This window comes from Arthrobacter sp. RCC_34, assembly GCF_041360795.1.
Taxonomy (GTDB): Bacteria; Actinomycetota; Actinomycetes; order Actinomycetales; family Micrococcaceae; genus Arthrobacter_E.
Map to the genome: position 1 here is coordinate 483057 of NZ_JBFUPW010000003.1, position 21224 is coordinate 504280.

Annotated in this window: 19 protein-coding genes; 8 read left to right on the plus strand and 11 right to left on the minus strand. The window is 69.0% G+C overall.

The window, feature by feature from the left end; all coding sequences use genetic code 11:
* Positions 1-22 precede the first annotated feature (22 nt).
* Both AB6732_RS13950 and AB6732_RS13955 read left to right on the plus strand, forming a co-directional pair.
* A complete protein-coding gene (locus AB6732_RS13950) occupies positions 23-1492 on the plus strand; it encodes an APC family permease (RefSeq protein ID WP_370960512.1) in 1470 nt (489 codons plus the stop codon).
* Positions 1489-2160 carry a TetR/AcrR family transcriptional regulator gene (locus tag AB6732_RS13955; RefSeq protein ID WP_370960513.1) on the plus strand — a complete coding sequence of 224 codons (672 nt, stop codon included), beginning with the start codon at positions 1489-1491 and terminating at the stop codon, positions 2158-2160. Before AB6732_RS13950 ends, AB6732_RS13955 begins: the two co-directional genes overlap by 4 nt.
* Before the next feature lie 161 nt (positions 2161-2321).
* On the opposite strand, the gene AB6732_RS13960 is transcribed toward AB6732_RS13955, so the two are convergent.
* The 3 genes from AB6732_RS13960 to AB6732_RS13970 form a co-directional block, all read right to left on the minus strand.
* Complete coding sequence (locus AB6732_RS13960) at positions 2322-5021, minus strand: aminotransferase class I/II-fold pyridoxal phosphate-dependent enzyme (protein WP_370960514.1); 2700 nt, start codon at positions 5019-5021, stop codon at positions 2322-2324.
* 259 nt (positions 5022-5280) lie between these two features.
* Positions 5281-6747, minus strand: a complete 1467-nt coding sequence (locus AB6732_RS13965) for a peptide MFS transporter (protein ID WP_370960515.1) — start codon at positions 6745-6747, stop codon at positions 5281-5283.
* 39 nt (positions 6748-6786) lie between these two features.
* On the minus strand, positions 6787-8844 hold the full coding sequence (locus AB6732_RS13970) for an ABC1 kinase family protein (protein ID WP_370960516.1): 2058 nt from the start codon (positions 8842-8844) through the stop codon (positions 6787-6789).
* Positions 8845-9013: 169 nt separating this feature from the next.
* On the opposite strand from AB6732_RS13970, the gene AB6732_RS13975 reads away from it, so the two are divergent.
* The 3 genes from AB6732_RS13975 (at position 9014) to AB6732_RS13985 (ending at position 10730) form a co-directional block, all read left to right on the plus strand.
* The gene (locus tag AB6732_RS13975; protein WP_370960517.1) at positions 9014-9340 is read left to right on the plus strand and encodes a rhodanese-like domain-containing protein; all 327 of its coding nucleotides are present in this window, start codon (positions 9014-9016) and stop codon (positions 9338-9340) included.
* A gap of 39 nt (positions 9341-9379) precedes the next feature.
* Positions 9380-10327 (plus strand): prephenate dehydratase, encoded by a 948-nt coding sequence (pheA, locus tag AB6732_RS13980; protein WP_370960518.1) that lies wholly within the window; start codon positions 9380-9382, stop codon positions 10325-10327.
* A gap of 190 nt (positions 10328-10517) precedes the next feature.
* On the plus strand, positions 10518-10730 hold the full coding sequence (locus AB6732_RS13985; RefSeq protein ID WP_370960519.1) for a hypothetical protein: 213 nt from the start codon (positions 10518-10520) through the stop codon (positions 10728-10730).
* A 51-nt stretch (positions 10731-10781) separates the two neighbouring features.
* Here AB6732_RS13985 and AB6732_RS13990 read toward each other — a convergent pair whose 3' ends face one another.
* The gene (locus tag AB6732_RS13990) at positions 10782-11849 is read right to left on the minus strand and encodes a diacylglycerol kinase family protein (protein WP_370960520.1); all 1068 of its coding nucleotides are present in this window, start codon (positions 11847-11849) and stop codon (positions 10782-10784) included.
* A 142-nt stretch (positions 11850-11991) separates the two neighbouring features.
* Between AB6732_RS13990 and serS the strand changes: the two genes are divergently transcribed.
* A complete protein-coding gene (serS, locus tag AB6732_RS13995; protein WP_278267793.1) occupies positions 11992-13272 on the plus strand; it encodes a serine--tRNA ligase in 1281 nt (426 codons plus the stop codon).
* An 80-nt stretch (positions 13273-13352) separates the two neighbouring features.
* On the opposite strand, the gene AB6732_RS14000 is transcribed toward serS, so the two are convergent.
* Positions 13353-14399 carry a hypothetical protein gene (locus AB6732_RS14000; protein ID WP_370960521.1) on the minus strand — a complete coding sequence of 349 codons (1047 nt, stop codon included), beginning with the start codon at positions 14397-14399 and terminating at the stop codon, positions 13353-13355.
* A 137-nt stretch (positions 14400-14536) separates the two neighbouring features.
* On the minus strand, positions 14537-15067 hold the full coding sequence (locus tag AB6732_RS14005) for a DUF3592 domain-containing protein (RefSeq protein ID WP_370960522.1): 531 nt from the start codon (positions 15065-15067) through the stop codon (positions 14537-14539).
* 204 nt (positions 15068-15271) lie between these two features.
* On the opposite strand from AB6732_RS14005, the gene AB6732_RS14010 reads away from it, so the two are divergent.
* Positions 15272-16120: an HAD family hydrolase gene (locus tag AB6732_RS14010; RefSeq protein WP_370960523.1), complete on the plus strand. Its 849-nt coding sequence runs from the start codon at positions 15272-15274 to the stop codon at positions 16118-16120.
* Positions 16121-16134: 14 nt separating this feature from the next.
* Here the strand turns inward: AB6732_RS14010 and AB6732_RS14015 are convergent, their stop codons facing one another.
* From AB6732_RS14015 to AB6732_RS14035, 5 genes are all read right to left on the minus strand, one after another.
* Positions 16135-16698: a hypothetical protein gene (locus AB6732_RS14015; RefSeq protein WP_370960524.1), complete on the minus strand. Its 564-nt coding sequence runs from the start codon at positions 16696-16698 to the stop codon at positions 16135-16137.
* Between the two features lie 7 nt (positions 16699-16705).
* A complete protein-coding gene (locus AB6732_RS14020) occupies positions 16706-17185 on the minus strand; it encodes a hypothetical protein (protein ID WP_370960525.1) in 480 nt (159 codons plus the stop codon).
* Between the two features lie 2 nt (positions 17186-17187).
* The gene (locus AB6732_RS14025) at positions 17188-17985 is read right to left on the minus strand and encodes a hypothetical protein (RefSeq protein ID WP_370960526.1); all 798 of its coding nucleotides are present in this window, start codon (positions 17983-17985) and stop codon (positions 17188-17190) included.
* The gene (locus AB6732_RS14030; RefSeq protein WP_370960527.1) at positions 17982-18953 is read right to left on the minus strand and encodes a WXG100 family type VII secretion target; all 972 of its coding nucleotides are present in this window, start codon (positions 18951-18953) and stop codon (positions 17982-17984) included. The genes AB6732_RS14025 and AB6732_RS14030 overlap by 4 nt, the downstream gene beginning before the upstream one ends.
* 177 nt (positions 18954-19130) lie before the next feature.
* Positions 19131-19619, minus strand: a complete 489-nt coding sequence (locus AB6732_RS14035; RefSeq protein WP_208187406.1) for an inorganic diphosphatase — start codon at positions 19617-19619, stop codon at positions 19131-19133.
* Positions 19620-19797: 178 nt separating this feature from the next.
* Here AB6732_RS14035 and dacB point away from each other — a divergent pair, with 178 nt between their 5' ends.
* Positions 19798-21207 (plus strand): D-alanyl-D-alanine carboxypeptidase/D-alanyl-D-alanine-endopeptidase, encoded by a 1410-nt coding sequence (dacB, locus tag AB6732_RS14040; RefSeq protein WP_370960528.1) that lies wholly within the window; start codon positions 19798-19800, stop codon positions 21205-21207.
* Positions 21208-21224: the final 17 nt, after the last annotated feature.

The window sequence follows — 21224 nt, forward strand, 5'->3', positions numbered from 1 at the left end:
GTCGGGCCTCACATTTAAGTGTATGGCTTTCACTAAACCCGCTGCGGATCCCCAGCCGCACGCGTCCGGCCCCTCCCCGGCCGGCCTCAAGAAGAACTCCCTCGGCACGCGCGACATCGTCTTCATGCTGGTCTCCGCCGCCGCCCCGCTCACCATCGTGGTGGGCGTCTCCCCCCTCGCGCTGGCCGTCGGAGGCGCCGGCGCCCCCGTCATCTACATCGCCGCGGCGCTGGGCCTCTCCCTCTTCGCCGTCGGCTTCATGGCCCTGACCCGGCACATCCTGTCCTACAGCGGGTTCTACGGGTACATCGCCAAGACCCTGGGCCGCGTGACCGGGCTCGGCGCCGGGTTCACCGCCTGGCTCAGCTACAACGGCATCCAGATCGGCCTCTACGGGCTCCTCGGCATCCAGGCGAATCTGGCCGTCAAGCAGTTCACCGGGGTCGACCTGCCCTGGTGGGTCTACGCCCTCGTTTCCATCGCCGCGGTGCACTACCTCGGCTGGCGAGGGATCGACGTCGGCGCCAAGGTCGTGGGCGTGCTGCTCACCCTGGAGACCGTGATCGTGGTGATCCTCGCCGTCGCCGTCCTGGCCCACGGCGGGGCGAACGGCATCACTCTGGACTCCTTCACACCGGACGCGATCTTCACCCCGGGCATGGCCGCCGTGCTGACCATGGGTTTCTCCGCCTTCATGGGCTTCGAATCCGGCGCGCTGTACCGGGAGGAGGCCCGCGATCCGGACCGCACCGTCCCCCGGGCCACGTACATCTCCATCGCCTTCATCGGGGCGTTCTACGCCTTCGCGGTGTGGGTCCTCGTCCAGGCGGGCGGCTTCAGCGCCATCCAGGCCTTCGCCGGGGAACACCTCGACACCGGGGACACCGCCTACGTCCTGGCGGGCACCTTCGCCGGCGACTGGCTGGTCAACCTGATGAGCGTGCTGATCGTGACCAGCATCTTCGCCTCGCAGCTCGCCTTCCACAACACCATCAACCGCTACACGCTCTCCCTGGGCCGCGAGGGTATCTTCCCGGCCCGTCTGGCCCGCGTGAGCCGGCACTTCACCCCCGGCAACGCCGGCGTCCTCCAGACGGTGCTGAGCGCCGTGTTCGTGATCATCGGCGCCGCGCTGGCCCTGGACCCCTTCACCCAGTTCGTGGTGTGGCTGAATTCGCCCGGCATCGCCGGCATCCTGGTCCTTCAGGCGCTCATGGGCGTGGGCGTGGTGGTGTTCTTCATCCGTCACCGCGGCCTGAACACCCGTTGGTACGTCATCCCCTCCTCGGTCCTCGCCACCGCGGTGATGGTGGTGGTGATCTGGCTCAGCGTGACCAACATCCAGTACCTGACCGGGATCCCGGCGGGCGATCCCGTCAACACCACGCTCCTGGTCATCGCGCCGGTCACGTTCGTGCTGGGCCTTGCCGTAGCGTGGTGGCTGAAGAAGAACAGGCCAGAAGTCTTCGGACGGATCGGACATTCCGAATGAACCCACCGCAGGCAGCGGAACCAGAGGGCGGCCGGGTCCACCGGCTCGGCCGCCCCAGCGTGCCACGGCTCACCGTGGACAAGATCGGGCAGGAGGCCCTCGCGCTCCTCGAGGAGGAGGGCGTCCTCTCTCTGCCCCGATTGGCGGAGCGCCTCGGCGTCCGCCAATCGGCGTTCTACAAGCACGTCTCCAGCCGCGCGGACATCATCGAACTGGCGCGCGGGGTCCTGGCCGAGCGGACGGCGTTCGGGAAGCTCTCCCGGCAGCTCGACGTCCTGGTGGTGGAGATCTTCGAGTCGCTCCTGAAGACCTATCAGGGCGTCCCCGCGCTCCTGCCGCTCATCCTGGTGCAGCCCGTGACCAACCCCGAGGTGCTGGGGATCTACGAACGGATCGCCACGGCTCTCCGCGAGGCGGGGGTCCCGGACCGGCTCGTCCTGCCGACCATCGAGGCCATCGACAGCGCCGCGATCGGCGCCGCCCTGGACACGCAGGCCATGGAGGACGCGTGGCAGGTCCCCGAGCACCGCCGGGCCGACTTCCCGAGTCTCGTGCGGGCACAGGAGGCCGCCGCTCAGGACCGCAGCGACCGCTTCGGCTTCCTCGCGCGGACCCTCGCCGCCGGGCTCAGCGTCACGGCCGCCCCGGACGACGACGGCGGCCCCTGAACCACAGCGTCCCTCGCCCAGCTGCCCGCTCGCCGCGGCCGCGGGCGGGCCCGCCGTCGTCGTCGCGGTGCGGCGGGCCGGCGAAGCGGACGCCCGCCAGCACATCGGGATACTCAGCACCGCGCGTGCTCAGTGCGCCCGGTGCTCAGCACACGGGATCCTCAGTACACCGGGTACAGGGCCTCCGGGCGGAAGACGAGGTACCCGAGGTCCTTGTCGTAGCCGTGGATCTCGCGGGTGTCCAGCACGTCCATGTAGTCCAGGATGTCCGCGGAGAAGCACTGGCCCGGCACGAGCACCGGGAAGCCGGGCGGGTACGGCGTGACGAAACTCGCCGAGACCACATCGCCCATCGCCAGCCGGTCGCGGATCTGCGCGGAGGAGAGGTGCTCCGTGGTGCCCTTGCGATAGCTCAGGTAGTAGGCCGAGCGCATGTCGCCGGAGGCCCCGTCGGCCGTGAGGAAGGCGGGGGCGAAGCGGCTGAAGTCGGGGAGGGGGATCGACGGGATGCTGTCCGGTCCGGGCGGCAGGGCGCGGGTCTTCACCCGGGAGAGCGCCCGCTTGCGGTCCAGGTCCTCGGCGATCTTGACCAGGACCTCGATCAGGTACGCCACGGAGCTGCGGGTGGTGCCGATGGTGGTCATGATCAGGACGTTGGAGCGGCTGGTCTTGTTGACCTGGATGCGGTGGCCGTCCATGAGGTAGTCGTGCTTGAAGGTGTCGCCGTCCACGCCCGTGGCCGTGATGTCCAGGGTGATGCGGCACGGGTCCACCACGAACTCGTCCTCGGCCCACGCCTGATCCCAGGAGGCCAGGCCGTCCTTGGCCGGGTTCGGGCTGGTCGAGACGCGGTAGGCGTCCGGGACCAGGTCCGAGGTGTAAAGGACCCGGAAGTACTTCCGCAGGAGGGCGTGCCGGCCCACGGTCCGCCGGATGCTCATGGCGAGGTCCGCCTGGCGCTGCACCAGGGCGTAGCCCTCCAGCTCCACCTGGCGGCGGCCGATGTCCAGGGACGCCAGGATCTGGTAGTTGGGGGACGTGGAGGTGTGCGTCATGAACGCCTCCAGGAAGGACTCCTCGTTCAGTTCGGCGAAGTCCTGATCGAAGACGTGGATCATGGAGCCCTGGCGGAGCGAGGTCAGGGTCTTGTGCGTCGACTGCGTGGCGTACACGCGGAGGCGGGTCGACGTCGGATCGGCGAGCAGGCGGGTGCGCACCAGCGTCTCCGTGTCGGCCCCGGCCAGCAGTGCCTTCTGCTCTTCGAAGCGGCGGCCGTAGTCCGCCGTCGTGAAGTCCTGTTCGAGGACCGCGGCGGCGTGCATGGCCGTCCGCTGGCGGTACACGGGGTGGAAGCCGGCGAAGGCGAACCAGGCCTCGTCCCAGAGGAACACCAGATCCGGTTTGATCGCGAGGCACTCCTCCATGACGCGGCGGGGGTCGTAGACGATGCCGTCGAAGGTGCAGTTGGTCAGGGTGATCATCTTGACCCGGTCCAGCTGCCCGGCGTCGCGGATGGCCAGCAGTCGGCGCTTGATGCTCTCGAGGGGCACAGCGCCGTAGAGGGAGTGCTCGTCCAGCGGGTAGGCGTCGAGGTAACTGACCGAGGCGCCCGCCAGGACCAGCGCGTAGTGGTGGGACTTGTGGCAGTTCCGGTCGACCAGGACGATGTCGCCGGGGCCGACGATCGACTGGTGCACGATCTTGTTGGCCGTGGAGGTGCCGTTGGTGGCGAAGTAACTGCGGTGGCTTCCGAAGGCGCGGGCGGCGAGTTCCTGGGCCTCCTTGATGGCCCCGTGGGGATCCAGCAGCGAGTCGAGGCCGCCCGACGTCGCGGAGGTCTCGGCCAGGAGGAGGTTCATGCCGTAGAAGTCGGCCATGTCCTCGATCCATGGCGAGGCGAGCACGGAGCCGCCGCGCGAGACGGGCAGGGCGTGGAAGACCCCGCCGGGGCGGCGGCTGTACTCCTGGATGGCGTCGAAGAACGGCGTCTCGAAGCGTTCGGTGATGCCGCCGAGGATGGACAGGTGCAGGTCCATGGCGTCCGTCCGGGAGAAGACCCGGCGGAAGCGGCCGTTGACCGATCCGGCGAGGGATTCCAGGGCGACGCCGGCCATGAGGAAGACGTCCAGTTCGGGGCGGATCTCCGCCACGGCGTCCGCGAGGTGGATGATGCGGCGGATGGACCGCGTCTCGTGCAGGCGGTTCCCGGCACGCCGCTCGACGAAGCGGCGGAGCGAGCTGCTGAGGCGCTGCTGCGAGTGCGCGGAGATGCGAGGTGTCAGGATGACGGCCTGGATGCTGGGGTTGATCACGAGAGCGACCAGGGCGTCCACGAAGCTCGGCACCACGTTGACGTGGTAGCTGAACTTGTCCAGGCCGCGGCGCTGGTCCCGCAGTTCCTTGGTGAAGCGCTCCAGTTCCTCGGAGGGGCCGGAGTCCACCACGAGGACCTCGATGTGGGGTGCGGGACGCGAGGGGGTGGGGCCGTCGGTGTCGGGGGAGAGGCTGTCGCCCGGGGCGCCGTCCTCGCTGACGTGGAAACCGGTCCGGAGCATCTCATTGACGCCCTCCACCCGGCTCATGGCTTCGGAATAGCGTCCCAGGCCGATCAGTTCGGAGATGTCCTTGACGGCCTGCAGGCCCGGGAGTGCCCAGTAGGGCTCCAGCGATTCGAGGAGCTGAAGGATGCCGGTGAAGGACGCGGAGCTGCCCGTTTCGAGCTGCCCCATGCGGCGCTGCTGCAGGATTCCGGAGAGGGCGTACCCGAGGTACTCCCAGGTGTCCTTCCGGGTGCGCCATGCGCTTTCGGGGGTGCCGATCTCGGCGCCCCACCGTCCCCCGGCTGTTGGTGCGAACGTCATTACTGTCCCTCGGCCTCACATCGAGAAATCCGGGACTGCCCCATTGCAGTCCGGCCGGCCCTGACGGCCTTGCGCATGACCTTACCCGCGCTTCTGGCAGCTCAGAAGGCTTCCGGGAACATTACGGTATACACGTAATATACAACTCCTGTTCGAGGGGCTCGGCGCCCGCAGAACCGCTGGAATACGCCGGAGGCCCGGACACCTGACGGTGTCCGGGCCTCCGGACAGGAGACTTCGTCATGAGACGGAACGGGCCTCAGCGCACGCCGCTCATGAGCTTGCGGATGGCCGGTGCGCCGGCCAGCAGCGCCAGGCCCAGCACCACGGCCACGCTCCCGACGCCGAGGAAGTACGGCGTCTCATTGGACGGGTCGTAGTAGCCCGCCAGGATGCCGGCCAGCGTGGTGCCGAGCGACACCGACAGGAAGAACAGTGCGACCATCTGCGCCTGGAAGGCGGCCGGGGCCAGCTTCGTGGAGACGGACAGCCCGATCGGGGACAGGCACAGTTCGGCCAGCGTGAACAGCAGCAGGATGCCGACCAGCGCCAGGAGCGGAGTCTTCTCGGAACCGGCCAGCGGGAGGAAGGCCAGGAACGCCAGGCCCATGAGGACCAGACCCAGGGAGAACTTCACGGGGGAGCTGGGCTGCTTCTCGCCGAGGCGGGTCCACAGCGCCGCGAGCACACCCGCGAAGATCACGATGAACACCGGGTTGATCGACTGCACCCAGGCCGCCGGCATCTCCCAGCCGAACAGGTGGCGGTCCAGCTTCTCGTCCGAGTAGACCGCGATGAACGTGAACTGCTGCTGGAACAGCGCCCAGAACGCGGCCGACGCGATGTAGAGGGGGATGAACGCGAACACGCGCTTGCGCTCCACCGGCTGGGTCTTGCTGCTGCCCAGCAGGATGAGGAAGTACGCCACGGAGGCGCCGATGGCCACGTACGCCATCCAGGTGGCCAGGTTCTGCGCGGTCACCAGGTGGGTCAGGAGCAGGGACACGATCAGGACGACGACGGCGCCGAAGATCAGCGCGTACTTCTTCCGCTCGCCCGGGGCCAGCGGGTTCGCCACATGGTGGGCGCTCTCCGGCATGTCCTTGCGCTTCAGACTGTAGACGATGAGGCCGAGGGCCATGCCCACGGCGGCGGCGCCGAAGCCCCAGTGGAATCCGGCGCGGCTCTGCAGGAAGCCGGTGACGAGCGGGCCCAGCAGGCCGCCCAGGTTGACGCCCATGTAGAAGAGGGAGAACCCGGCGTCGCGGCGCTCGTCCTTCTCCGCGTACAGGGTGCCGACCAGGGCCGTGGCGTTCGCCTTGAGGCCGCCGGAGCCGAAGGCGACCAGCACCAGGCCGATCACCAGGCCCAGCACGCCCGGCAGGAGGGCGAGGGCGACGTGGCCCGCCATGATGACGCAGGCCGAGAAGAACAGCACCCGCTCGGAGCCGAGCAGACGGTCCGCGAGCCACGCGCCCAGGATGGTGGAGAGGTACACGCCGCCGCCGTAAGCACCGACCAGACTCAGGGAGAGGGACTTGTCGAGGCCCAGGCCGCCGTCCGTGGCCGTGTAGTACATGTAGTAGGCCAGGATGCCCTGCATGCCGTAGAAGGAGAAGCGTTCCCACATCTCGACGGTGAAGAGGTTGGCCAGCAGTCGGGGGTGACCGAAGAAGCCTTTGTCCGTGGACACGGTGGTGCCCGGCTCGGTCTGTACGGGGTTCATTTCATCCATGCTCCCAGCGGCATGTGAGTTAAGTCATCTTTAGTGGCCCCGGTCACGTTCTCCGGCGTTGGCAGGGCCGGGGCCGTCGGAGCCGCGGAAGGCGAGCGTCACAGCACGGAGAGCCAGCACGAACCCGGCGAAGAGCAGGGTGAAGCCGAAGAACGAATGCCAGGACAGGGAAGCCGTGAGTGAGGGCCCCGAGTCGTCCAGGATCAGCAGGACGGCGCCGATGGTCGCCGCGGCAGCGAGCACCGCCACGATCAGTTGCTGGAACAGTCGCGTGAGGAAGCCGCGGTCGCCGTCGTCGGCCAGGACACGGACCCGCGCCGTGAGAGTTCCCTGCTCCAGGGCGTCTGCCAGGCGGTCCACTCGCCGGGGCAGCCGGGCGAGGGTGGGCAGGAGCGTGAGGGCTTGCCGGCTCAGTTCGGTCCTGAGCCGTTCGGGGGTGAACTCCTGCTCCAGCTGTTCCGAACCGAGTTCGCGGGCTTCTGCGATCACGTCGAAGCCGGGATCGAGCAGCCGAAGGGTGCCCTCGAGCGCGGCCAGGGCGCGGAAGGCTGCGGCGATCTGGGGCGGGACGGCGAACCCGTGATCGAGGACCAGCGTGAAGAGCTTGCCGAACAGCGCCGCGCCGCCCTGGGGGCAGAAGCCTCCGCGGAATCGGACCATGAGCTGGCCGAGCTCGCGCGTCAGGCGTCGTTCGTCCAGCCGGGTGGGCGGGTCGAGGAGTTCGAGCAGGGCGTCACAGGCCAGGCGCTCGTCGTCGGCGTCGATCGCGAAGAGGAGGGAGGCGAGGGCGCGCCGGCTGCCGCTCTCCAGGCGTCCGACCGACCCGAAATCCAGAAGGGCGAGCCTGCCATCCTCGCAGAGCAGGACATTCCCGGGGTGAAGATCGGCGTGGAAGACCCCGTCCACGGTGAGCTGGCTGATGGTGGCACGCAGCAGGGTGCGTGCCAGGGACCGCCGCGTCGCGGGGTTCAGGGCCGCCAGCTGTTCGCCGGCCCGGCCCAGGGGGACCCCATGAAGGCGCTCCATGACCAGAAGCCGCTCGGTGCTGAGCTCCTCGTGGACCCGTGGAACCCGGAGTTCCTCCCCACGGATGGCGTGGGCGAGTGCCCGCGTGTTCTCCGCCTCCACACGGTAATCCAGCTCCTCCGTCAAGGAGTCGGCAAAGCCGCGGGCGAGCGCCACGGCGCCCAGCCGCCGGGCCCACGGGGCCGTCCGTTCCAGCCAGCGCGCCAGCTGCTCGATGATGGAGATGTCCAGGCCCACTTGCTGCAGCGCCGAGGGCCGCTGAATCTTGAGCACCACGTCCAGCCTGGTGTGATCCGGCTCGGTGGGGCCGAGTGTCGCGGTGTGCACCTGCGCGACGGACGCCGCGGCGAGGGGTATGTGGTCGACGTGGCTGACCACCTCCACGGCGGGCCTGCCGAGTTCGCGGTCGAGAGCCTGCCGGATGCGGTCCCAGGGCTCGGGCTGCACCTCGCTCTGGAGCCGGGAGAGCTCCCTGATATAGGCGGCCGGCAGCAGGTCACTCCGGGTGGACAGCATCTGACCCAGCTTCACGAAGGTCACCCCGGCCTCCTCCAGGGTCTGCCGTAAGGCCCGCGCGGTCCGCTCTTCCCGGTCCCGTGCGTGCCGGGAAAGTCCCCGGAACCCGAGGGCCAGGCCGTGACGGCTGGCGATCCGGACCACCTCCGTGTACCGGCCGGCCTGCCGGGAGTGTGTCCGGGCGGACCGCAGCCAGGAGAAGGGGTTGGGCAGGGTGCCCGTGGGGACCATGATCTCGAAGGCCATCAGGACCGCCACCCCCAGGGCGAACGTCCAGAGGGCCGACAGGCCCGCGACCAGGACCGCCGCCAGCGGATCCCGGCTCACGCTCTCCTGGCTGTCCAGGCCGGCGGCGCCCAGGAACAGCAGGACCGTGGCGGAGAAGAAGAGGGTCAACGCGAAAGCCACCAGAATCGAACGCGGCCAGCCCACAGGCACGCCGAGAAGCCTCCGGGAGACCGACGCCAGGAACCAGGTCTGGACGAGGAAGAAGATGAGCGTGAGGAGGACTTCCACGAGGCCCCCGAACCAGAAAAGTGCGTCCACGCTCTCATTCTCACCTGGGGTTCGGAGGCCTGGCATCATCCCGGAGTGGGAATGTGGACAACTCCAGGATGACGCGATGTGGAAGTCCCACAGGAGCGCTCGCAGGATAGTCTGGGTGCAGTTGTCCCGGCGTTGCTCGCCGGGCCGGAGGCAGAGGAGAAGACGCAGCGTGAGCGAGGTTGAGACCGTACGGGTCCAGGACATTCCGGAAGGCGCCACCATCGTCGACGTCCGTGAGGACTACGAGTGGGACGCCGGCCATGTGGAGGGTGCGGTGCACGTTCCGCTGAACACCTTGCCCCTGCGTTTCGAGGAGCTCGACCCGGACGAGGACCTCTACATCATCTGCCGCACCGGTGGACGCTCCTGGCAGGCCAGCCAGTGGCTCGTGGGCCAGGGCTACTCAGCCATCAACGTGGCGGGTGGCATGGACGAGTGGTTTGAGGCCGGCCGCCCCATGGTGGCCGAGGGGTCCGAGACCCCGCGCGTCCTGTAAAACCCCCGACCGCAGAACACCGGAAGAACCGAGCACCCCATGAGCGCTGCAACGCCCCGCTTCACCTACCTGGGCCCGGAAGGCACCTTCACCGAGGCCGCGCTCCTCCAAGTGCCCGGCGCTTCCGAGGCGATCCGCATCCCCGTCAGCAACGCCAAGATAGCGCTCGAAAAGGTGCGTCTGGGCGAGGCCGACGCCGCGATGATCCCCATCGAGAACTCGGTGGAGGGTGGCGTTCCCGCGACGCTGGACGCCATCGCCACGGGCAGCGAGCTCCGGATCATCCGCGAGGTGCTGGTGCCGGTGAACTTCCAGCTGGTCGCGCTGAAGGGGACCGCGCTCGAGGACATCCGCGTCGTCTCCACCCACGGCCATGCCTGGGCGCAGACCCGCGAATGGTTCGACGAGCACCGTCCCGGCGTGGAGTACCTGACCGCACCGTCGACGGCGGCCGCCGCCGTCGCGCTTCTGGAGAAGGACCCGCAGCACCAGGCCGCCGTCTGCGCGCCGATCGTGGCGCGCAGCCACCCGGAGCTCGAGGTGCTCGCGGAGAACATCGGCGACAACCCGGACGCCGTCACCCGCTTCATCCTCGTGTCGCGGCCCGGTTCGATGCCGCGCCCGACCGGGGCGGACAAGACCACGCTCGTGGTGCCGCTGCCCGAGGACCACCCGGGCGCGCTCATGGAGATCCTGGAACAGTTCGCCAGCCGGGGCGTGAACCTGAGCCGGATCGAATCGCGCCCCACCGGCCAGTACCTGGGCCACTACTTCTTCAGCATCGACGCCGACGGCCACGCCCACGAGGCGCGGGTCCAGCAGGCGCTCGCGGGCCTGCACCGCATCAGCCCCGCCACGCGCTTCCTCGGCTCGTACGCCCGCGCCGATGCGCAGTCGCCCGTGGTCGCGCCGCACAATTCGGACGCCGCCTTCGCCGCCGCGGATCAGTGGGTGGCCGGGATCCTGGAGGACGGCCCGGCGGGGTAAGTCTGGCCTGGTCGATCGCCGGCCGATTGTCGTCCCGGCCGCCCCGACGGCGTGCCTCTATCTGACGGATGCCCGGGCGCGTATGCTTACCTGAACATTTCCAGTGCGCGCCGGGTCTCAGCGTTCCGGCGGAAAAGGCGGGCCTCACCAGGCACGCCGGTTTGCGCCCGAACAGAGTCAGGGAGGCACCATGAGCGAGAACGATGGCCAGGGGATGATCGTCAACCCCGTGCCCGACAGCGACAACCAGGACTGGGACGGCGACGAGGCGGATCGCGCCGACCGCCTGCGCTTCGCCGAGGAACAGGCGATGATCAAGGAGCAGTCGGAGCACCATCATCAGGATGAGGCCCTCCGCCGCGCTCAGCAGCAGGCTGACGAGGAGTCCGGCGAGGCCAAGTAGCCTCCCGGGTCACCCCGCGATTGTCGGCCCGAAGACGTCACCCCGCGGACCTCACTGCTCCGGTCGCACCCGGACGGACAGGGACTGCGGCCAGATCTCCACGCTGATCCGGGTGGCGGGCCCCGACGGATCGCCGTCGAGCTGCGTCTCCATCGGCTCCGGACTCCACACCGTCATCCGGTTCACGGCGTAGGAGCGCATGATCGGCAGGACGCCGTTGTGCTTGAACAGCACCTTCAGGTACATGAGGATCCAGCCGGCCACGCTGCGTGGGCTGATCACGACGGCGTCGAGCAGGCCGTCGTCGACCATGGCGTCCGGCAGGAAGTCCAGACCGCCCGGCATCTGACCGCAATTGGCGAAGAGGATGCTGCGGATCTTGCGCTTCTGAGGGTGCGCGCCGTCAAGGCTGATCGTGACCGCCTTGCGGCGTCCGCTCAGATGCCGCAGGCCCGCGGCGGTGTAGGCCATCCAGCCGATGGTCTTCTTGAGGTCGTCCCGGGTGTCGACGAGCACCTCGGCGTCCATGCCGATCCCGGCCATCACCAGGAAGCCGTGCCGCGTGACGGTGCCGTCCACCGCGTTCTGGAGTTCCGCCGTCGCGGTGTCGATCCGCCGTTCCCAGCCGAAGAGCGCCGCGCCGACGCAGCCGCGGAGATCGGTGACGTTCATCTGGAGGTTCCGGGCCAGGAGATTCCCGGTGCCGAGCGGGATGAGCCCGAGCGGCACGCCGCTGCCGGCCAGGACTTCGGCGACCGCGCGAACGGTGCCGTCGCCGCCCGCCGCGAGCACGACGTCGTACCCCTCATCGAGGGCGGTCCGCGCCTGACCGTAACCGGGGTCCTCGACGGTGGTCTCGAAGAAGACGGGCTCGGGCCAGCCCGCGGTCTGGATGGCGTGACGGATCTGTTCGCGGGCGCCTGCGGCGTTGTTCTTCACCGGATTGATCACGACGGCGATCCGCTGCGGACCGCTGATCGGCGCGCTCACGGGGCCGGCCACCGCGCTGCGGCGATGGATCGCTTTGAGGCGCCGGGCGCCCCACCAGCCGGCCACGGCGGACGCCGTGAACGCAGCAGCGCCACCCGCGAAGAGAACGTACTGACCAGTCTTCCCCATAATGCTCCTAAGCGTACCTGCGAGGGGCCCCGTCCGAGCGAAGCGAGGAAAGGGGTAGCAGGAAGCGGTACCTGCGAGCAGCCCCGGCCCCCTCGATCCCGCCACTTAGCAGGGACTGAGCCCTATTCGATACCCTTGGACCGTGATCGACGTTAAAGAACTCATTGAGAATCCTGAGAAGTTCCGGGCCAGCCAGCGTGCGCGTGGTGCGGACGAGTCTCTGGTGGACCAGCTGGTCGCCGCGGATGCCACACGTCGGTCCGCCCTGACCCGGTACGAAAACCTCCGCGCCGAGCAGAACGCGTTCGGCAAGCGGGTCGCCCAGGCGAAGGGCGAGGAGAAGCAGGCGCTCCTGGCCGAGGTCAAGGAGCTGGCGGCCAATGTCAAGGCCGCGGCAGCCGAGGCCGACACGGCTCAGACCACGCAGGACGAGCTGCTCCGCGTGATCCCCAACCTCGTGCTGGACGGCGTTCCGGAGGGCGGCGAGGACGACTACGTGGTCGTGAAGACCGTCGGCGAGCCCCGCGAATTCACCGATTTCGAACCGCGCGACCACCTGGAGATCGGCGAGCTGATCGGCGCCATCGACATGGAGCGCGGCGCCAAGGTCTCCGGTTCGCGCTTCTACTTCCTCCGGGGTGTGGGCGCCCGCCTGGAGATGGCGCTGCTGCAGATGGCCATGGACCAGGCGATCGCCAACGGCTTCGTCCCGATGATCACCCCCACGCTCGTGCGTCCGGAGACCATGCAGGGGACCGGCTTCGATGTGAAGCACGACGCCGAGATCTACCGCTTGGCGGAGGACGACCTCTACCTGGTGGGCACCTCCGAGGTGGCCCTGGCCGGCTACCACGGCGACGAGATCCTGGACCTGTCCGACGGTCCCATCCGCTACGCGGGGCAGAGCTCCTGCTACCGCCGCGAGGCCGGTTCGCACGGTAAGGACACCCGCGGCATCATCCGCGTCCACCAGTTCAACAAGGTGGAGATGTTCATCTACACGACCCAGGAGGAGGCGGCGGCCGAGCACGAGCGCCTGCTGGCCTGGGAAGAGGAGATGCTGGCCAAGTGCGAGCTCCCGTACCGCGTGATCGACACCGCCGCCGGTGATCTGGGCTCCTCCGCCGCACGGAAGTTCGACTGTGAGGCCTGGGTTCCCACGCAGGGCGCCTACCGCGAGCTGACCTCCACCTCCAACTGCACCGGCTACCAGGCCCGCCGCCTGAACATCCGCGAGCGGGTGTTCGCGGAGGACGGGACCCCCAAGGGCACGCGCGCCGTCGCGACCCTGAACGGCACCCTGGCCACGACCCGCTGGATCGTCGCCATCCTGGAGCACCACCAGAACGCGGACGGCTCCGTCACGGTCCCGGCCGCACTCCGTCCGTACCTGGGCGGCCTCGAGGTGTTCCCGGTCCTCTAGGGCGCGCTTCACCTCCGGTTCTGTTGATGACCCACGGAAAATTCCGTGGGTCATCAACGTTTCCGGGGGTGCCGCCGGAATCATCGGGCACGTCGCGGAACACCGGCTCTGAGCAGCAAGGCCGAGAACCGCTCGGGCCTCCGCAGATCGTCCCAGACCCAGCGGACCACTCCGTAGCCCTCCGCCCGGATCCGGTCCTCTCGGCGCTTCTCCTCCACGACCACTCTGGCCGGATCCGTCCCACCGAGGTCCTGGGATCTCAGATACTTCAGCAGGCCGTCGAATTCGCCCACGAGTCGCGCCCCAGGCCAGAAGAAGTCCGTTCGCGCGATGTCGCCCTGCGGTCCCGGGATCCGGTGCTGGAGTTCGGGCGCCTCGAAGCCGAGCCGGTGGATGAGGGCCCTGCTCCACGATTCTCCGACTGATTCAGACCGCGGATCAGCCAGGGCGATCGCCTCCGACATCCTGCGTCGCGCGGCTTTCGACGGCAGTCTCCCGCAGATCCGCTGCAGTTCCTCCCGTGTCCTGGTGGCTCCGGCTGACCCGCGTCCCGACAGCACCTGATCCAGGACCACCACGGCGTCGTCGAAGGCCAGCCGGTGAACGGTGTCGAAGAGCAACTCATCGAGTGCCTGGACTCGGAGGTCGAGACCGAGGATCGGAACCCGCAGCCGGGGGCTTCCGTCGATGGCGCCCAGCCTGAGCGCGTCCTGGAATCCGGGCGGGAGCGGGCCCGGCGGATGGCCCTCCCGTGCGACGCCGGCCCACACCTCAGCCGCTGACCGGCGGTTTCCGTACAGCTCCGGCGGCGGACGCCGCCCCGCCTTCTGGGGAAGCGGGGTCAGGTGGTCGACCGTCAGGGGGACGTGGCGCAGCCCGATGCCCCGGAGCGCCAGGCCCGTCTCGCGGCAGAACACCGGTGAACGGCCTTCCACCGCCAGCGACGCGACCGTCAGGGCGTAACGGTCCCATGCGGTGCCGGCAAGCCACTCGGACGTGGGCAGATAGACGCCCCTGCGTAAGCGGACGAGGTGTCCCCGGCGGAACTCGTGGTGGAGTCGCCAGGGCGTCGGGCCGGACCGGAGGCCGGAGGGGGAGGTCACGAAATGAGCCGCAGGGAACTTCATTCCTCCACGATCCGCCGCTCCTCGAGGTCATGGACGGGACCTCGGCCGGATGTGGACAAACACCCCCGCCAACGTGGTTGACCTACGGAAATTTCCGTGGGTAATCCAACGATCCGTGGGTGGGCCGAGTGGGTGCCTCAGGATTTCGCCCGCCGGAGCCTGCGCCGGCGCCGGATCCTCTTCATCAGGAACACCAGCATCACCGGGATCAGCAGCAGGAACGTCACGAACAGACCCACACCCCGGAAGAAGATCCCCCAGGTCTCGTACCCCTCCACGACGGCGTGGGACGGGTTGCCGGGCTCGTGGACCACGGTCACCGGGTCGCCTTCGGCAGGATGGAGTTCGGTGGGGATCAGGGCGCGGACGGTCAGCGGTTCGCCGGCGTCGTCGGAGTAGGACGCGACGATCTTGCGGTTGCTCGCTTTTCGGCCGTCCTCCACCTTCACCACGATTCCCGGCGTCCGGGTCCCGTGGGCGAGGAGGTCCTCGTCCTGGGCCACCATCACGAAACCGGCCACCGCGAACGTCGGCCCGATCAGGAGGACCGCGACGAATATCGCGCTGGAGAGCCACCCCTTGACCCTGGCGCCGGCGCCCCTGGCGCCCACGCCTCCGGCCCCGGCACCCTTCGTCACTGTCCGGCCCTTCGGCTCGTTCCCCGCCATCTCGCTCCTCTTCCCCCATCGCAGATCACACATCCGCAGACTTGTACTGTACGTCGAGCCCCTGCCGCGGCCCGTCCAGGCGAACATCCACACTGTGCGCAAGGCTGTGAGTATTAACCTCCGCGCCCGGCTGTTCACGCTGAATTCACGCCCCGCTGTGACCTGGCTCCTGGCCCGGCGCGCCGCGGAGTGCTTCACTGAATCATGACCATTTTGACTGAACATGCAGTCGCTGACATCGAAGATCAGCAGCAGAATCCCACCGCCCACCTCATCGCCCTGGACGTCGACGGCACCCTCGTGGACCACGACGGCCATATGTCCCCCGGGGTCCGCGAAGCCGCTCAGGCCGTCGTCGCCGCAGGTCACCAGGTGATCATCGCGACCGGCCGTTCCCTGAACGCCACCCTTCCGATCGTCGAGCTCATCGGCCTCTCCGACGGCTACGTGGTGTGCTGCAACGGCGGCGTCACGCTCCGCCTGGACCCCGCCCTGGCCGATGGGTACGAAGTCATCCACCGCGAGACCTTCGACCCCGCCCCGGCCCTCACCGCGCTCCGCAAGCGCCTGCCCGTCGCGAAGTACGCCCTGGAGGACTCGGAGGGCCGTTTCCTCTCCACCGAGCGCTTCCAGGATGCGAGCTTCGGCGTCGAGGCCACCGCCGTCGATTTCCACGAGATGCTCGAGGCCGAGGCCGTCCGCGTGGTGGTCTTCAGCTCCGAGAACACGTCCGAGGACTTCACCGAGGCGATCGCCGGCATCGGCCTGAGCGGCGTCACGTACTCGGTCGGCTGGACGGCGTGGCTGGACATCGCCGCGGCCGGCGTCACCAAGGCCAGCGCCCTCGAACGGCTCCGTGAATCCCTCGGCTGGGATGCCACGCGCACGCTCGCCATGGGTGACGGCCGCAACGACGTCGAGATGCTCACCTGGGCCGCCCGCGGCGTCGCGATGGGCCAGGCCCCCGAAGAGGTCCGGGCCGTGGCGGACGAGATCACCGCCTCCGTGGACGACGACGGCGCCGCGCGCGTCCTGCGTTCCCTCCTCGCGTAGGGGCCGGGACCGCCTCAGTCGCCGGCGCTGGCCGCTCCCCGGAGCAGCCGGGCAGCGAGGCCTCGCCCGAGGAACTCCTCGTGCCACCCCGTCCGGCTCAGCGCCTTGCTGACGGCCTGGGTGCTGATCCCGAGGGCTGAGGCGACGGTCTTGTACTGCCCGCGGACGCCCGGCGTGAGCAGGTCCACCACACGCCATTCGGCCTCCGAACGGTCGGTCACGATCCGGGCCACGAGCCGCAGAGCGCCTTCCGCATCCAGGGCCGCGTCCGGTGCTTCGCCGGCGACCGCCACGGCATACCGGACCTGCCCCTTCTCGAGCCCCACCATGGCTCCGGTGGCCAGGTCACGGGCGAAGCGGGCCGAGGTGTCGTCCACGCCCTGAGCAGCCCCGACGGTGGCGAGCAGCCCCGGATGGCGGGGCGCCAGCAGTGCCGCGCGCACGGCGTCGTCGGCATTCTGGGTGGTCAGCCACCAGGACGGCGAAGCATCGGCCTTCCGGGCTCCGAGGGCCTGGAGCGCGTCGGCCGCGTCCGGGGCCAGGCGGGAGGCACGGAAGCAGACGGCGTAACTGTTCATGAGCGGCTCAGCGGCGGGTGAGCTGGCGGGTGGCTTCAAGATCGATCATGGTCAGCCGGTCCTTCGGACGTTCGCCGCCGGACCCGGTGGGCAGCCCGGATCCGTCCGCCATGATGACCATGATCAGGAAGATGATGCCGAAGATGTAAACCTTCAGGCAGTGCCACGCCATGCGCCACGCACCGGGGATCCGGCCGCTGGGGACCATGACGTTCCGGGTTCCAGCCACGAGGGAGCCGACGGTGCGGCCACGGAAGCAGACCATTCCGTAAACGACGGTGAACAGGACCCAGGTCAGGACGGCGACCCCGAGGGCTGCGCCGATGGCGGAAGGATCTCGCCGGTACATGACCGCGAACGCCGAGGCCAGTGCGGAGAGGGTGATCAGGTAGTCGACTGCGAGCGTGGCGGCTGCCCGGCCGAGGCCGGAGTCCACCACGCGTGTGCTGTCGGACAGCGTCAGGATGTCGCGTTCCTTGACGGCCACGCTCAGCCTGCCGATCCGATGAGCTCTCGCAGGCGTTCCTGCAGCGTTCCGACGGAGGCCTCGCCGAAGCTGAAGCCGGGCCGTCCGTCGTTCTCCACGGCGGTCAGGGCATGGAGCGTCTGGGATCCTGTGTAGATGGTGAGGTTCCCGGGATCGTCGCTCACGGGGTCGATGACCACCACCGTGGTCACGCCGCGCACATCGCCCAGCTCAGCAGTGGCCCGCGCCGTGAAGCCCTCCTCGTCCAGCAGTTCGGGCTCGGTGTCCCTGCCCTGGATGCCGGCCGCGTCCGCGAGTTCCAGGATCGACTGAGGGAGCCGGTCCACCTTCTGGAAAGCGAAAGCGTGGCTGCCTTCCGGATCCACAAGCTCCTGCAGCGCGTACTCGCCGTGCAGGTAGCTGTACAGCCAGGTCTTCTCGTCGCCCGCTTTCGTCAGCTCGGCCACCACGATCTTCTGACCGCTCCTCCGCAGGGTCATCACGCCGGTCAAGTCGAGATCGGCGCCGATACGGTTCGGGGCCTCCCCGGGCGTGTCCGCCACGGGGACCACGTACCCCTTGCTGAGCAGGGTCCGCAGCGCCACGTTGCAGACCAGCTCCCGCTGATCCTCATGGGCGGACAGCCACGGCAGGGCGACGGCCTGAGGGTGGTCGAGGCCGTCGAGGGCCACGATCTCCTCGTCGGTCAGGATCGGGAGAGGCGGCTCCGAGGACGCGCGGCCCAGCAGTTCCTGCGCTGCCGCGATATCGCGGTCGCTCAGCGTGATTCCAGACGATTCGGGACCGGGCTGCGTGCTCATCCGAAGAGACCTCCAAGGGATTTGACGGGGTTCGAGAAGAACTTCTTGGCACCTTCAACGGCTCCTGAGGCGACATCCTTCGCGCCGTTCCAGGCACTGGAAGCCAGATTCTTGGTTCCGTTCCACACGTCTCCCGCGCGGTCCGCGATCCAATGGCCTGCGGCCTTACCCCATTCGCTGTCAGCAATCATATTGCCCAGCGCCCAGGCTCCGGCGACCACACCGGCACCCACCACGATGCCGATGCCGACCGGATTGGTCAGGAGACCTGCCGCCATGAGCAGGGTTCCGCCGCCCGCCACCACTGAGAGGCCGCCGGAGACGCGGTCACCCCAGCCTCGCCAGCCTCCGTGTTCGGGGGAGATCATGTCCTTGATTCCGCCGTAGATGGACAGCGGGGCCAGAGCCGGGCCGAGGAAGCGCCCGAACTTGCCGAAGAGTTCACCGGCCTTGCCGAATTTGGCCAACATCCCGGTGGGCGCGGCCGGGTTGAGGAAGTCGTCCGCCCAGGAGAATTTGCCCGCTGCGAAGTCCAGGATCTTCTTGGTGGAGAGGAACGCCCCGGAATTCTTGAAGACAGTCACCAGGTCCTTGATCTTCAGTCCGAGGCTGATGCCACCCGAGAGGATGCCGCCCATCTCGACGAAGTTCTGCAGGAGGGTGTTGCCACCGGGGCCGCTGCCCGCGGATCCCGTGGCGGCGTCGCTGGCGGTCTCCTGTTCCTTCGCGTTCTCCAGGAGAACCTTGGAAGAAGTCTCCAGGTGCCGGCTGGCCGCGAGGAGGCTCTGCCGGTGCTGGGAGTTCCACTCGGCGCGGAAGCTCTCCGCGTCCGGTCCCTTCCACGCCTGGGTGGACATGATGGATTCGTTGAGCTGCTTGCCCTGGAACTGGAGGGCGGTTGATCCCCGTTTGAAACTCTGGGCGAGTGCCCGCAGCTGGGCCGGGTCGGCGCCGTAGAAACCTGCCACGTGACTGTTTCCCTCCGTGGGACGAATTGACGAGATTCATCCTAGGCGCGGTCACTTTCCGTCGCGATGGGGAGGGGTGCCCATGTGGACAAACGACCGCGACCCGCCGCGGACCGTCGGTGACAGTCGCGCGGCGGGTCGCCGTCGTCGTGCAGCCGGGGCGTGCCCCGGCGGGGATCAGTGGCCCTGGGCCTGGAAACGCTCGATGGAGGCCTGGAGCTCGGCCTCGGCGGCGGCGCGGTCCGACCAGCCGGCGGCCTTGACCCACTTGCCTGGCTCGAGGTCCTTGTAACGGGTGAAGAAGTGCTCGATCTCCTTGATCAGGAACTCGTCCAGATCGCCGATCTCCTGCAGGTGGTCGAAGCGCTTGTCGGCCGGCACGCAGACGACCTTGGCGTCGCCGCCGGCCTCGTCCTCCATGTTGAAGATGGCGATCGGGCGGGCTTCCATGACGATGCCGGGGAACAGGTCCACATCCGGGTAGAACACGAGGGCGTCCAGCGGGTCGCCGTCCTCACCGAGGGTGTCGTCGAAGAAACCGTAGTGGGTGGGGTACTGCATCGAGGTGAAGAGGACGCGGTCCAGGCGGACGCGGCCGGTCTCGTGGTCCACTTCGTACTTGACGCGGGAGCCGCGCGGGATCTCGATCGTGACGTCGTGCTTCATGGGAACTCCGTAGCTTGTCGTGCCGCCTCGCGGCGTGAGGTACTGAGCGGCAGGCTGGTGACCCTGCCGCCGACTACTATTGAGGATATAGCCACGGCCTGGGATTTTCCCCGGCCGGGCAGCCCGCAGCAGGCCCATGACGCCGCCGGGCCGGGACGGTGACAGGGGATTCACGCACATGAGCAGGGTGGCGCGCGCCGCGGGTTCGGCACTCCTGGTCCTGGTGCTGCTGGCCCTGATCGTCCCCCTCGGGTTCCACTGGTCCGGCGCCTCGTTCCCGGCCGTGCCGGGGCCTGCGGTCAGCACCCCGCCCTGGCAGCTGCCGCCCTCCACCCCGGCCCCGCAGAGTGGCGCCTTGCGCCCGGGGGCGCCGCAGCCGTCGTCGTCCGCGCTGTCCACCCAGCTCGCCAAGACCCTGGTGCCCGACGGCGCGGGGGGCTTCTCCGCCCAGGTCCTGGACGCGGAGACGGGGACGGTGCTGTATTCGCGCGCCGCGGACGAGGCGCGCACCCCGGCATCCAATATGAAACTCCTGACCGCCGCGGCGGCGCTCCAGGCCCTCGGTCCGGACAGCCGCTTCACCACCGAGGTCATCCGCACGGGTCCGTCCTCCCTGACGATCCGGGGCGGGGGAGACGTGCTGCTCACCGCGGGCGCCTCCCAGCCGGACGAGATCATGGGTCACGCCGGACTGGCGACCCTCGCCACCCGCACGGTCGCGCAGCTACGGGCGGCCGGGGTGAAGGGCAAGGTGACGGTGGCCGGCGACGCCGGGCTGTTCAGCGGGCCGGCGCTCAACCCTGCCGTGGACCCGGGCGACGTCGAGGCGGGGGAGACCGCTCCGGTCGCACCGATGGCGCTGAACTCCGCGCGCACGGACCCCGATGTGCTCACGGGACCGCGCCCGCAGGATCAGACCGCCACCGTGGTCAAGTCGTTCCTGGCCGCGCTCACCACGGCGGGCGCGACCGGCGGGAGCCCTCTCACCTTCGTGGCCGGCGGCAAGGCCGGGTCGGGCGAGGTCCTGGCCGGCGTGGAATCCGCCACGGTCGCCGAACAGGTGTCCTGGATGCTCCAGCATTCGGACAACTTCCTGACCGACGTCCTGGGGCGGATGGTCGCGGTGAAGTCCGGCCGGCCCGGGAGCTACGCCGGCGCCATCGCGGCCGTCCGGAGCGAACTCGATCAGCTCGGACTGGACACGCGAGGCATGGTGATCGCGGACCTGAGCGGGCTTTCGGCCGCCAACCGGGTGAGCCCCGCCCAGTTCGCGGCGCTGATCCGGCTCATGACCACCGGGTCCAACGCCGCCCTGCGCTCCGCGCTCGACGGGTTCCCGGTGGCGGGGCTCAGCGGAACCCTCAACGCGCGCTATGGGGACGCCTCCAGCAGGGGAGGCGCGGGCCTGGTCCGGGCGAAGACCGGCACGCTCAACACCGTGCTGAGCCTCTCCGGCTATGTGGTGGACGCCGACGGGCGGCTCCTCGTCTTCTCCTTCATCGGGAACGGCCTCACACCGGGCGCGGCGGGCAACAAGGCCGCCCTCGACGATTCGGCGACGGTGCTCGCCGGCTGCGGCTGCCGCTGAGGCGCTCCACCGGCATC

Excerpts from the sequence above, each read along its gene's own strand:
- AB6732_RS13950 (WP_370960512.1), top strand. The coding sequence starts at position 23 with ATGGCTTTCACTAAACCCGCTGCGGATCCCCAGCCGCACGCGTCCGGC.
- AB6732_RS13955 (WP_370960513.1), top strand. The coding sequence starts at position 1,489 with ATGAACCCACCGCAGGCAGCGGAACCAGAGGGCGGCCGGGTCCACCGG.
- AB6732_RS13960 (WP_370960514.1), bottom strand. The coding sequence starts at position 5,021 with ATGACGTTCGCACCAACAGCCGGGGGACGGTGGGGCGCCGAGATCGGC.
- AB6732_RS13965 (WP_370960515.1), bottom strand. The coding sequence starts at position 6,747 with ATGAACCCCGTACAGACCGAGCCGGGCACCACCGTGTCCACGGACAAA.
- pheA (WP_370960518.1), top strand. The coding sequence starts at position 9,380 with ATGAGCGCTGCAACGCCCCGCTTCACCTACCTGGGCCCGGAAGGCACC.
- AB6732_RS13985 (WP_370960519.1), top strand. The coding sequence starts at position 10,518 with ATGAGCGAGAACGATGGCCAGGGGATGATCGTCAACCCCGTGCCCGAC.
- AB6732_RS13990 (WP_370960520.1), bottom strand. The coding sequence starts at position 11,849 with ATGGGGAAGACTGGTCAGTACGTTCTCTTCGCGGGTGGCGCTGCTGCG.
- AB6732_RS14000 (WP_370960521.1), bottom strand. The coding sequence starts at position 14,399 with ATGAAGTTCCCTGCGGCTCATTTCGTGACCTCCCCCTCCGGCCTCCGG.
- AB6732_RS14005 (WP_370960522.1), bottom strand. The coding sequence starts at position 15,067 with ATGGCGGGGAACGAGCCGAAGGGCCGGACAGTGACGAAGGGTGCCGGG.
- AB6732_RS14010 (WP_370960523.1), top strand. The coding sequence starts at position 15,272 with ATGACCATTTTGACTGAACATGCAGTCGCTGACATCGAAGATCAGCAG.
- AB6732_RS14015 (WP_370960524.1), bottom strand. The coding sequence starts at position 16,698 with ATGAACAGTTACGCCGTCTGCTTCCGTGCCTCCCGCCTGGCCCCGGAC.
- AB6732_RS14025 (WP_370960526.1), bottom strand. The coding sequence starts at position 17,985 with ATGAGCACGCAGCCCGGTCCCGAATCGTCTGGAATCACGCTGAGCGAC.
- AB6732_RS14035 (WP_208187406.1), bottom strand. The coding sequence starts at position 19,619 with ATGAAGCACGACGTCACGATCGAGATCCCGCGCGGCTCCCGCGTCAAG.
- dacB (WP_370960528.1), top strand. The coding sequence starts at position 19,798 with ATGAGCAGGGTGGCGCGCGCCGCGGGTTCGGCACTCCTGGTCCTGGTG.